An 11,875-nucleotide genomic window follows, 5' to 3' on the forward strand; every position below is an offset into this window, starting at 1 on the left:
TGCGCTCGTCAGGGAGTCGGTGGCGGCGATTCCGGGAGAATGACGCGCACGAGGGCGGCCGGCGGCGGCATACCTAGCGGTGACCGGCCCGCAGCACCATGAGCAGCTCGAAGCGCACGTCCGGGTCGTCGAGGTCGGCGCCGAAGGCCTCGCGCAGCTGGGTCACCCGGTAGCCCACCGTCTGCGGGTGGATCGTCAGGGCCTCGGCCACGGGCTGGCGCTGCCCCCAGTGGACGAGCCACTGCAGCAGGGTCTCGGCGAGCCGCTCGCGGGTGGCGGGGGCGAAGGCGTCCAGGGGCGCGAGCCGGATCCGCGCCAGGTCCGCGACGACGGCGGGCTCGGCGTGCAGGGCGAGCTGGGCCAGGTGGTCGCCGACGAAGACCGTGTCGGGACGCTCCATCCCCGCCGCCGCGGCCTGCTCGAGGCGGGCGATCGTCAGCACGGTGAGGCGCAACGACTCGGGCGCCTCGTTCCACGGACGGGTCGGCCCCACCACCGCACCCCGGCCGCGCAGCGCCCGCTCCAGGTCGCGCCGCGCACGCTCGGTCGTGGGCGCCGGGACCAGCGCCACGACGTCGTCCTCGCGCTCGACCACCAGGGCGCCGCGGCCGAGGGCGAGACGCAGCCCCTGGGCCTGCTCGCGGCGCAGCGCCACGACCGCCAGCTCCGGTGGCAGCGCCCAGCCCGCCGCGAGCGCCGCCTGGTCGACGCCCGCCGACGAGGCCCGCCCGTGCAGGACCAGCAGGGCGAGCTCGGTGCGCCGGCGCTCCACCTCGCCCAGCTGCTCGTTCTGCTCGTCGGCGTAGCCCTCGACCGAGGCGGCCGACAGCTCGTCGATGTAGGCGAAGATCGACTCGCCGAGGGGCACGATCACGTCCGGGGAGACGCCTGCGTCCACCGCGATCTGGGCCGCGGTGCGGAAGGTCACGCGGGCGCCGGAGCGGTAGGCCGCGAGCAGCGACCCCAGCTGGCGCCCCGAGCGGAACTCGCCGCGACCCAGCCCGGCATACACCCGTCTGGAGTCCGGCTCGAGGGCCGGACGGTCCGTCCCCGGCAGGTCGAGGAAGCGGTCGAGGGCGATGGCGACGCCCTGGTGCAGCCCCTGCCCGAAGCGGCCCTCCATGGGGCGCGCGTAGTCGGGAACGTCACGTGGGACGGCGCGGATGATCTGGTCGACGATCTCGACGACGCGGGGCCGCAGCAGCTCGGACACTTCAGCGGGCAACGACAACCATGGTGGCGCTTCAGCGGGACGGTCGAGGCTCATGGGGCCCGATTCTATCGTCGCGTGATAGTCCCTCGGCGCGATTCGGGCGCGCGCCGACGAGTATGAAAGGCCCTGCGTGGGAAATACTGGAGTATGCCGTCCATGCGTCCGCTCGATCGCCTGGCCAAGGCCGTCAGCCCCGTGCTGTCGCCCCTGGCCAAGCCGTTGACGACCCCGCTCAGCCCCCAGGACTTCCTGTCCCTGATCAATCCCCTGTCGTCGGCCCGCCAGCTCCGCGGTGTCGTCACCTCCGTCGTCCCCGAGACGACCGACACGGCGACCATCCACTTCCGCCCCGGCCACGGCTGGGACCCCCACATGGCCGGCCAGTGGGCCCGCGTCGGCGTCGAGGTCGACGGCGTCCGCCACTGGCGGTCCTACTCGCTGACCACCGCGGCCGGCGAGGACCCGGCCATCACGGTCCACGCCGAGGGCCTCGTCTCGGACTCGCTCGTGCACCGCACCCGCCCCGGCGACGTGCTGCACCTGGACGTCCCCCAGGGAGACTTCGTGCTCCCCGAGCACCCGCGCCCCCTGCTCATGCTCACCGCCGGCAGCGGGCTGACCCCCGTCATGTCGATGATCCGCACGCTGGTCGGTCACCGTGACGACGCCGACGTCGTGCTGGTCCACAGCTCCCGCACGGCGCAGGACGCGCTGTTCGCCGAGGAGCTGGCCGAGCTGTCGACCGCCCACCCCGGCCTGCGGGTCGTCCACTGGTACTCCGGCGAGCGCGGTCGCATCGACCTCACCTCGACCGCCGCGCTCGACGAGCTGTGCCCCGACTGGCGCTCGCGAGCGTCATACGCCTGCGGCCCGCCCGAGATGCTCGACGCGGCCGAGCGCCTGTGGCACGACGCCGACGCCCGGCACTCGCTCGTCATCGAGCGCTTCGCACCCGTCGTCCTCGACGGCCAGGGCGGCGAGGGCGGTGTCGTGACTTTCCTGCGCTCCGACAAGGAGATCGAGGTCGACGGCGACACCACCCTGCTCGAGGCCGCCGAGTCGGCCGGCGTCATGATGCCCAGCGGCTGCCGCATGGGCATCTGCCACACCTGTCTCACCCCGCTGCGGGCCGGCAAGGTGCGCGACCTGCGCACCGGCGAGGTCCACGGCGACGAGGGACAATCCATCCAGACCTGTGTCTCCGCAGCCGCGGGACCCTGCCATCTCGAGATCTGAGGAGGGTCACATGACCACCACGGCCGAGCGCCCCACCGCACCCACCGACGGCGCCACCCCCACCCGCGAGCAGCTGCCCGCGATCCCCACCCGCAACCCCGGCCTGGCCGACAGCGGTCGCCCCGTGCGCCGCCCCGACCACGCCCAGCACCTGACCGACGAGCAGGTCGCCGAGCTCGGGCGCGAGCTCGACCAGATCCGCGCCGACATCGTCGCCTCGCGAGGGGCCGCCGACGCGGCATACATCCGTCGGGTGATCCGCGTGCAGCGCAGCCTCGAGCTCGCCGGCCGCGCCACGCTGGTGCTCGCCGGCAAGCGCAAGTCCGCCTGGGTCGCCGGCGTCGGCCTCATGTCGGTCGCCAAGATCCTCGAAAACATGGAGATCGGCCACAACGTCATCCACGGCCAGTGGGACTGGATGCGCGACCCGGACATCCACTCCTCCACCTGGGAGTGGGACTTCGTGGCCCCGGCCAAGGGCTGGAAGCACACCCACAACGACCTGCACCACACGTGGACCAACGTCGTGGGCAAGGACAACGACGTGGGCTACAACCTCCTGCGGATCAGCTCGGACCAGCCGTGGAAGCCCTACAACGTGCTCAACCCGGTCTACAACGCGATCCTCGCGCCGTTCTTCGAGTGGGGCATCGCGTTCTACGACCTCGAGCTCGTCGACGTGCAGGAGGGCCGCAAGTCCCGCGAGGCGCTCAACGCCGACCTCAAGGCCCTCGGCGTCAAGGCCGTCAAGCAGGCCGGCAAGGACTACGTCGCGACCCCCGCCCTGGCGTCGCTCACCGGGTCCGGCAAAGCCACGCTGGCCGGCACCTTCGCCGCCAACTGCATCCGCAACCTGTGGGCGCACACCGTGATCTTCTGCGGTCACTTCCCCGACGGTGTCGAGTTCTTCACCGAGGAGATGATCGAGGGCGAGACCCGCGGCGACTGGTACATCCGCCAGATGATCGGCTCCTGCAACATCTCCGGCAGCAAGCTCATGCACCTGATGACCGGCAACCTGTCGCACCAGATCGAGCACCACCTGTTCCCGGACCTGCCGAGCAACCGGTATGCCGAGATCGCGGTGCGCGTGCGCGAGATCTGCGACCGCTACGGCCTGCCCTACGTCACGGGTCCGCTGCACCGGCAGATCGGCCAGACCTGGCGCACGGTCTTCCGGATGGCCCTGCCCTGATCCTCGCCCGGTCGCTCGGTTGCACCCTGTTGCTCTGGGCTGACCGAGCAGGCCGTGTGCCGACGCCCGCCGCCCCTCGGGGACCGGCGGGCGTCGCCGTCCCGCCTTCAGACCCGCCCCCGGTAGAGGCATCGACCGGCCGTCGTTCGCCAGGCTGATGCCTTTACCCCCGGCGGGTCCATCGACGTGGCGTGCTAACCCGGGCTGATGTGCCTACCTGAGGGAGGTCTAGAGGAGGTGGCGGTTCATCGCCCAGGCGGTGAGCTCGTGGCGGCTCGACAGCTGCAGCTTGCGCAGCACGCTCGACACGTGCGTCTCGACGGTCTTGACGGAGATGAACAGCTCCTTGGCCACCTCCTTGTACTGGTAGCCCCGCGCGATCAGCCGCATGACCTCGCGCTCGCGCGCCGACAGCCGGTCCAGCTCCTCGTCGACCTCGGCGATCTCACCCGCCGCGGCCCCGAACGCGTCGAGCACGAACCCCGCCAGCCGAGGGCTGAACACCGCGTCCCCGTCGGCCACCCGCCGGATGGCGCTGACCAGGTCGTTGCCGCTGATCGTCTTGGTGACATAGCCACGGGCCCCGGCGCGGATGACGGAGATGACGTCCTCGGCGGCGTCGCTGACCGACAGGGCGAGGAAGCGCACGGGCACCCCGGCCTCGGTCGCCGTGCCGGCGCACCCGAGGATGACGTCCGTGCCGCCGCGCCCGTCGCCGCCGGGCAGGTGCACGTCGAGGAGCACGACGTCGGGGCGCTCGGCCTTGATGACGGCGACGGCCGACCCCACGTCGCCCGCCTCCCCCACCACCGGCAGCGACGTGTCGAGCTCGGTGCGCACGCCCGCCCGGAACATCTTGTGGTCGTCGACGAGGACGAGGCGGATCGGGGTCGTCGGGGGAAGCATCAGGACTCCTCGGTCGTGGGTCGTGGTGGGAGGGTCAGCGAGACCTCGGTGCCGTCCTCGAGGCGGCGGATCCGCGCGGTGCCGCCGTGGCGGTCCATCCGGTCGACGATCGAGCCCCGCACCCCGAGACGGTCGAGCGGCACCTCGCCGAGGTCGAAGCCCGGCCCGTGGTCACGGACGAAGGCCTCGATCCCGAGCGGCCCCGCCTCGACATAGGCCGACACCGGCGCGGCGCCGTGGCGCACGGCATTGTTGATTGCCTCGCCGAGGGCCTTGACCAGCGCCGAGACGTCCGCGTCCAGGCCGACGTCGCCCGTGACGACGAGGTCGATCGGGACGCCGTGCCGGTCCTCGACGTCGTGCGCCACCTCGGCCGCGGCCGCCGAGAGCGTGGTGGGGGTGGAGCTGCCTCCGCCATACAGCCAGGTGCGCAGCTCGCGCTCCTGGGCCCGGGCCAGCCGCTGGACCGCCGTGGGGTCGTCGGCCTTGCGCTGGATGAGGGCGAGGGTCTGCAGGACGGAGTCGTGCAGGTGGGCGGCGATGTCGGCGCGCTCGGTGGCGCGCACCCGCTCCGCCTGCTCGGCCTTGAGCCCGTCCCAGAGCCGGATGGCCCAGGGGGCGAGGATGACGACGAGCCCCAGCAGGACCGCCAGGGCCGACAGGGCCGCGTCGCCGAGCCCGCCGACGCCCTGGGCGCGGCTGGCGAGGACGACGACCCCGGCCAGGGTCAGCAGGACCCCGGTGACGACGCGCGCCAGGCCGGCGCGCGAGTCGGCGGCCGACAGCTGCAGGAAGCGGTCGCGCTCGGTGCGGTCGAGCTGGGTCCAGACGACGATGGCGCCGCTGGCGATGAGGGCGAGCGGCAGGGTCACGCCGAGCCGCAGGTCGACGCCGTGCCGGGTGAGCACGACCGCGAGCCCGCCGACCACCAGGGCCAGCCCCAGCAGGACGTTGACCACGGCCTCGTCGTGCAGCAGCCGCTGGCGCAGGAGGGGCCATCGCGTGGCGCCTCCCCCAGCAGCCGACCCGCCCAACCCCGTGGTTCCTGCCGAGCCCGTCGATCCGGCCGCCCCGGGCACCTGCGGCGCCGTGCGCGTGGTGCCCCCCGGCCCGAGCCGCTGCGGGGTGAGCGCCCAGACGGCGAGGTAGAGGATCACGCCCGTGCCCATCCCGAACGTCGTCAGGAGCACGAGAGCCATCCGGATCACGCCCACCTGGATGCGCAGGTGCTCCGCCAGCCCCGCGCACACGCCCGCGACCCAGCCGCTGTCGACCGGGCGCAGCAGCCGTGGCGCCGGCTGCTGCTGCTCGACGCGCTGGGTCTCGTAGGGGGTGGGCACCTCCCCATCCTCACCCATGGACGCCGCCGGGACGAGGGTCTGACCCGCACGTCAGGGGATCGTCAGGGTGGGGTCAGGGGCGACCCTCATGGCCCACCCCCGCGCCGGGGAGAGAGATTGTCGGTATGACGCAGCAGCCGCCTCCCACGCCACCGGGTCCGCCCGAGGCCACCGAGCACCAGCCGGACGCGCTCGACCGGTTCTTCCGCGGCGTGCGCGGCACCGGCATCCGCCGCCGGCTGTCGCACCGCTGGGTCGCCGGGGTCTGCGGCGGCGTCGCCGACAAGATCGGCATCGACCCGATCGTCGTCCGCATCGTGTGGATCGTGCTGCTGGTCATGGGGGGCATCGCCTTCCCGGCCTACTTCGTCGCCTTCCTGCTGCTCGCGGACACCAAGGGCGAGATCCCGCTCGAGAAGGCCCTGCGCCGCGGGGACGGCAACTCCGTGGTGCTGCTGGTCTTCACCCTGCTGGTCAGCGTGGGTGGTTTCACCGACGCGTTCGGGTTCCACGACGGCTCCCCCGGGGGCAACGTGGGCCGGATCGTCGTCATGGTCTTCTTCGGGGTCGGCGCGTACTACTGGTGGTCCCGTCGCAACCGAGGCCAGCACGGGTCCGTCACGGAGGTCGGCACCGAGCAGGCCGCCCTGGAGCACCCCTCCGCCGAGCAGCCCTCTGCGGACCACCCCTTTGGCGATCGTGTCCCCGACGCCTCACCGAGCACGCTGGCCCTCCCCGCGGTCGAGCCGCTGGACGCGACCCCCCGCGGTGCCCTCGACGCTTCCGTCGGTGCCACCACCACCGCCACCGCCACCGGTGACGGCGTCGGCTCCAGCCCGGCCATGAGCTGGCCCACGACCGCAGGGGCCGTGCCGGAGCACCTCATCTCGGGTGCGACGCGGGTCGTCCCGCCTGCTGCCGCCTACGTCCCGATGCGTCGCCGCCGACCCACCCTCGGCTGGCCGGGCACCGTCGCGGCCGTCGGGCTCGCCGCCGCCGGCATCGGCGCGGTCCTCGCGGCCGACCAGACCGGTCGGATCCACGTCGACCACCCCTACGCGATCGCGGCGGCCACGGCCCTCGGGCTCGTCTCGGCGCTGCTGGTGGTCGTGGGGCTGGCCGGCCGGCGCGGCGGCTTCACCGTCCCGCTCGTCCTCGCCCTGGCCATCATCACCCTGTCCCTCGGTGGCCCCCTGCGCCTCGACGTGGCCGACGGGGCGACGTCCTTCTCGTCCTCGTCGATGGACCAGCACTGGGCGCCGACCACGCTGGACGGCGGCACGTCATACCAGGTGGGCGCCGGCGACAGCGTCCTGGACCTGACCTCCGTGGAGGCCTCCAGCCTCAACGGGCAGGAGGTCAGCGTGCAGGTCGGGGTCGGCGAGATGACCGTCCGCATCCCCCAGGGGATGCCGGTGCGGGTCAAGAGCCACGTCGGGCTCGGCGACGTCGTCCTCCGTCATCCCGACGGGTCCAGGACGGACCTCGGCGAGACGGACACCACCATCGGCACCGGCACACCCGTGCTCGTCCTGCGGGGCCAGGTCGGCCTCGGGGACCTGATCATCGAGGAGGTCGCGCGATGAGTGACCAGCGCTACTACCCCATCGACCCCGACGAGGCGCACCGTCTCGCGGAGCTCGAGGCGACCACGCAGCCGCGCGGCCCCTACGCCCCGGCGATCGTCGTCGGCCTGCTCGGGCTGCTGTGCGCGGCCTCGGTGCTGCTGCGCGAGCTGGCGGTGATGAGCATCGACCTCGTCACCCAGGGCCCGTGGATCGTGGTGGGCGTCGGCGTCCTGCTGCTGCTGGTCGGCGCCGTGGGCATCGCTCGTCGTGGCCGTTGAGGGAGCCGCCTCAGTCCGGCCGGTCGGACGGCAGCAGGTCGGCCAGGTCGGACCAGGCCGGCGCCAGCCGGAGCCCGTGCTCCCGCACGACGTCCGCCGAGACCCACGCCGCGGAGGCCGTCGTGCCATCGCGGTCGTGCACCACGACGTCGTGGCTGCCCACGACCTCGGCGCGATAGACCAGCCGCACGGCCTGGAAGTCCTCCAGGACTCCCTTGGGGGACAAGCCGATCCAGTGGTGGCTGCGGACCGCCACCAGTCGCGGCCGCATGATGTCCTGACCGGTCTCCTCCCAGACCTCGCGCACCACGGCGGCCGCCGGGTCCTCCCCCGGCTCCACGCCGCCGCCGGGCAGCCCCCACGCGCCCGCGGCGTTGGTGCGGTCCGACGCCTCGGTCAGCAGCACCCCGAGGGGACCGACCACGACGGCGTATGCCGCGACCCGCGTGCGCACCAACGGCGGCTCGTCGGGATCCAGCTCGATGCCGGCGTCCATCGGGGTGGTCACCACGGGCAACGGCTCCGGGCCCTCCGGGCGGTGCCGCACCGCGTAGGACAGGACCACGGCGTGCGGGTCCCCCAGCGACCGCTCGGCGGCGAGCGGCGCGCCAGGCTCCCAGCCGTGGCTGCGCAGCAGGTCCTCGGGCGTCACGCCGTGCGGCAGGTCGATCGCCACGCGGCGACGCCCGTCGTGGTCGTAGCCGTCGACCTGCACGGGCGAGTCCAGCACCCGCCCGTGGCGGACCACGCGACCGTACTCGTCCTCGCTCAGCAGACCTGGTTGGTCCCCACTCATGTCCTGCCCCTCCTCGCGAGCCGCCCGGCCCGCGCATACTCCGCCTCCACCATCCCCACCACCGCGGGCCACGACTGCGTGGGCGGCGTCTCCAGGCTCTGCCGCCGAAGTCGTTGCCGGGCAACGGGGTCGAGCACCAGGGTAGCCACGTGAGCGGCCAGCTCCCGGTCGCCCCCCGCGAGCAGCCCCGTCACGCCGTGCTCGACGAACTCCTCCACCCCGCTGCCGCGTCGACCGACGACCGGCAGCCCTGCGGCCCGTGCCTCGAGCGCGGCGATGCCGAAGGCCTCCAGCACCGTCGGCGAGACGTAGGCCGCTGCGCCACGGTAGGACTCGAGGAGCTGGTCGCGAGACACCCTGCCCCGCAGCAGGACCCGGTCGGTCAGGCCGTGGGTGCGCAGGTAGGCCTGCACCAGCCCGCGCTGCGGCCCCTCGCCGAACACCTCGATGCGCCATTCGATCTGGTCGCCGACGAGGTCGTCGACCCGGCGTGCCACCCGCGCGAGGGGGACGGCGCGCTTGCGTCGCGCGAGGCGCATGGCGGTGACGAGCCGGACCGGTCCGGCAACTCCCTCCGGCACCGTGCCGACGACGAGATGCGTTGGCGCCGTGGGCGATCGCCAGCGGCCCAGGTCGATCCCGTTGGGCAGCACGGCGACCCGCGCGTCGGTGGCCAGGCGCTCGAGCGGGCGGGCCGCCATACGACTCACCGCCGACAGCGCGACACCTCGCCCGGCCCACCGACGCACGCGCCCGCTGACGGCGAGCACCCGCTCCATCGCGTCCAGCACGCAGTGCCAGGTGACCGCGGTCGGCAGCCCGGCCGACAGGGCGACGTCGACCGCGTCGCTCGCGAAGGGGCTGACCACTCCCATGTGCACGTGCGCCACGTCGAACCCACCGGCCAGCAGCCGACGCCGCAGCGCCGGTGGCGCCAGGGGGTTGACCGGCAGGTCGCCGGGCAGCCGCAGCGCGAGGTGGTGCACCGGGACGCCGTCGACCAGCTCCACCGCGCCGTGCCGCTCCCCCGCCCGACCGGGCGTGGCCGTGAACACCTCGACCACGTGGCCCGAGCGCCGCAGCCGGTCCGCGAGGTCGTGGACCTGCACCTCGATGCCACCGAGGCGCGGCAGATAGCAGTCCGACAGCAAGGCCACCTTCACGACATCCACCCTGCCATGCGAGAGGATGACCACGATGGCTCACACACTGCTCGCGTTCCACGCCCACCCCGACGACGAGGCCCTGCTCACCTCCGGCACCCTGGCCAGGGCCGCCGCCGAGGGGCACCGGGTCATCGTGGTGACCGCCACCGACGGTGACCTCGGCCTGACCTCCAGCACGTATGCCGGCTCCGCCGCCCGCTCGCTCGGCGAGCGGCGTCTCGGCGAGCTGATGCGATCGTGCGCCGCGCTCGGCGTGGCGCGGGTCGAGTGGCTGGGCTACGCCGACAGCGGGTCGGGCGCCGAGCTCTACCCCGACCCCGAGGGCATGACGCGCTTCGTGCGCGCCGACGTCGACGAGGCCGCCGAGCGCCTGGCGCAGATCCTGCGCGAGGAGTCCGTCGACGTGCTGCTGACCTACGACCGCAACGGCGGCTACGGTCACCGCGACCACGTGCAGGTGCACCACGTCGGGGCGCGTGCGGCCGAGCTCGCCGGCACGCCCCGCGTGCTGCAGGCCACGGTCCCGCGCGACGCGATCTGCCGGGCGCTGGACCTCGCCGCGCTCGTCTACCCCTTCCCGGCCGAGTTCGACCGCGCCTCCTTCGACCGGGCCTACTCCGCCCGCGCCGAGATCACCCACCACATCGACGTCCATCGCCACATCGCGGCCAAGCGCGCCTCGATGCGCGCCCACGCCTCGCAGGCCGCGGCGGACGACGGCGACCGCACGCTGGCGGCCTTCCTGCGGATCCCCCGACCGCTCTACGACCTGGTCTTCGGCCGGGAGTGGTTCGTCGACGCGTCGCGGCCGCCCGGCGGACCGGTGGCCCACGACATCTTCGACGGGCTGGGCTGAGCATGACTCCGGGGGGAGAGCAGCGGCGGGCGGCCGAGGCGAGCGACACGGGACCAGCAGCCGCAGACGCAGACCAGACGACAGGGGCGAGCGCGACGCCGGCGACCCGAGCCAGGGGCGACCAGCGTCGATCGTGGTGGCGCACCGCCCTCCAGGCCGTCCTCGGCACGGCGCTGGCCGTCGCGCTGCTGGTGTGGGGACTGCCGTACTTCGCCGAGACCTCGTGGTCCGCCCTGCTGGCGCACCTCGACGCGCTGAGCTGGGGCAACACCATCGGCCTCTTCGTGCTCATGGTCGTGGCGCTGTGGTGCTACACGTTCACGCTGACCGGGTCGCTGGCCGGGCTCACCCACCCGCAGGCCCTCATGGTCAACGTCGCGGGCTCCGCGGCGGGCAACCTGCTGCCCGGCGGCGGCGCGATGGGGGCGGCGGCGACATACGGCATGTATCGCTCCTGGGGCTTCACCCCCCGCGACATCTCCACCTCCCTCATCGTCAGCGGTGTCTGGAACGTCCTCGGCCGCATGGCCCTGCCCGTCCTCGGCATCTCCGTGCTGCTCATCGCCGGCGAGCCGATGCCGCCCGGGGTCGCGCGCGGCGGTGCCGTCGGCGCGCTCCTCGGCCTCGGGCTGCTCGGCTGGTTCGTCGCCGTCATCGCCTCCGAGCGCGTCGCCACCACCACGGGTCACGTCCTCGACCGGCTGATCGGGCCGCTCGTCCGTCGCCTCAGCCGCCGCTCCGACGGCCACGGGGTCGACGGCCTGGTCGCCGACCTGCGCTCCCGGATCGGCCACGTCGTCGAGTCGGGGTGGTTGCCGATGACCTTCGGGCTGGTCGGCTTCTTCGGCTTCCAGTACCTCCTGTTCATCATGTGCCTGCGCGCCACCGGGGTGGAGCTCTCGCTGGCCCACTTCTTCGCGGCGTTCGCGGTCGGACGCCTGCTGACGGCCGTCGGGGTGACCCCGGGTGGCGTCGGCGTGACCGAGGCGGGCACCGCGATCGCGCTCGTCGGCTTCGGGGCCGCGCACGCACCGGCCGCCGCGGGCATCGTCCTGTTCACGCTCTACACGCACCTGCTCGAGCTGCCGCTCGGCGCCCTGGGCGCGCTGATCTGGTGGCTGACCAAGGGCCGGTATGCCGACCGCCGCCCCGCCACCACCTGATCCGCCACCCCGGCGCCACCGACGCCACCAGGCGACCCCACCTGCCCCGGCAGGTCACTTCCCGTCGCCTGAGCACCGCAACCAGGCCTCCGGGCGGCCCAACCTGAGCCCGGAGGTCACTTCCGGTTGCCTGAGCACCCCAAGGCGACCCCCAGGCG

The 11,875-nt window shown here is 73.5% G+C and carries 11 protein-coding genes; 6 read left to right on the forward strand and 5 right to left on the reverse strand.

What is annotated here, in order from left to right; all coding sequences use genetic code 11:
* Positions 1–73 precede the first annotated feature (73 nt).
* Entirely contained in the window at positions 74–1,267 is a 1,194-nt protein-coding gene (locus K313_RS0116240; RefSeq protein ID WP_029212506.1) for a PucR family transcriptional regulator, read from the reverse strand.
* Between the two features lie 102 nt (positions 1,268–1,369).
* Between K313_RS0116240 and K313_RS0116245 the strand changes: the two genes are divergently transcribed.
* On the forward strand, positions 1,370–2,449 hold the full coding sequence (locus tag K313_RS0116245; protein ID WP_029212507.1) for a ferredoxin reductase: 1,080 nt from the start codon (positions 1,370–1,372) through the stop codon (positions 2,447–2,449).
* Positions 2,450–2,459: 10 nt separating this feature from the next.
* On the forward strand, positions 2,460–3,644 hold the full coding sequence (locus tag K313_RS21470; RefSeq protein WP_084412944.1) for a fatty acid desaturase family protein: 1,185 nt from the start codon (positions 2,460–2,462) through the stop codon (positions 3,642–3,644).
* A gap of 228 nt (positions 3,645–3,872) precedes the next feature.
* On the opposite strand, the gene K313_RS0116255 is transcribed toward K313_RS21470, so the two are convergent.
* Positions 3,873–4,550, reverse strand: coding sequence for a LuxR C-terminal-related transcriptional regulator (locus tag K313_RS0116255; RefSeq protein ID WP_029212508.1), 678 nt, complete (start codon positions 4,548–4,550; stop codon positions 3,873–3,875).
* The gene (locus K313_RS0116260) at positions 4,550–5,890 is read right to left on the reverse strand and encodes an ATP-binding protein (RefSeq protein ID WP_029212509.1); all 1,341 of its coding nucleotides are present in this window, start codon (positions 5,888–5,890) and stop codon (positions 4,550–4,552) included. Before K313_RS0116260 ends, K313_RS0116255 begins: the two co-directional genes overlap by 1 nt.
* 125 nt (positions 5,891–6,015) lie before the next feature.
* Here K313_RS0116260 and K313_RS0116265 point away from each other — a divergent pair, with 125 nt between their 5' ends.
* Both K313_RS0116265 and K313_RS0116270 read left to right on the forward strand, forming a co-directional pair.
* Entirely contained in the window at positions 6,016–7,476 is a 1,461-nt protein-coding gene (locus tag K313_RS0116265; protein WP_029212510.1) for a PspC domain-containing protein, read from the forward strand.
* Entirely contained in the window at positions 7,473–7,736 is a 264-nt protein-coding gene (locus K313_RS0116270; protein ID WP_019285557.1) for a hypothetical protein, read from the forward strand. The genes K313_RS0116265 and K313_RS0116270 overlap by 4 nt, the downstream gene beginning before the upstream one ends.
* Positions 7,737–7,746: 10 nt before the next feature.
* Here the strand turns inward: K313_RS0116270 and K313_RS0116275 are convergent, their stop codons facing one another.
* Positions 7,747–8,532 carry an NUDIX hydrolase gene (locus K313_RS0116275; protein WP_051274182.1) on the reverse strand — a complete coding sequence of 262 codons (786 nt, stop codon included), beginning with the start codon at positions 8,530–8,532 and terminating at the stop codon, positions 7,747–7,749.
* Positions 8,529–9,695 (reverse strand): glycosyltransferase family 4 protein, encoded by a 1,167-nt coding sequence (locus K313_RS0116280; RefSeq protein ID WP_029212512.1) that lies wholly within the window; start codon positions 9,693–9,695, stop codon positions 8,529–8,531. Before K313_RS0116280 ends, K313_RS0116275 begins: the two co-directional genes overlap by 4 nt.
* Before the next feature lie 34 nt (positions 9,696–9,729).
* Here K313_RS0116280 and K313_RS0116285 point away from each other — a divergent pair, with 34 nt between their 5' ends.
* Complete coding sequence (locus K313_RS0116285) at positions 9,730–10,554, forward strand: PIG-L deacetylase family protein (RefSeq protein WP_029212513.1); 825 nt, start codon at positions 9,730–9,732, stop codon at positions 10,552–10,554.
* A gap of 2 nt (positions 10,555–10,556) precedes the next feature.
* On the forward strand, positions 10,557–11,717 hold the full coding sequence (locus K313_RS0116290; RefSeq protein ID WP_029212514.1) for a lysylphosphatidylglycerol synthase domain-containing protein: 1,161 nt from the start codon (positions 10,557–10,559) through the stop codon (positions 11,715–11,717).
* Positions 11,718–11,875: the final 158 nt, after the last annotated feature.

The sequence above is a fragment of the Arsenicicoccus bolidensis DSM 15745 genome (assembly GCF_000426385.1).
In the GTDB taxonomy this organism is placed as follows: Bacteria; Actinomycetota; Actinomycetes; order Actinomycetales; family Dermatophilaceae; genus Arsenicicoccus; species Arsenicicoccus bolidensis.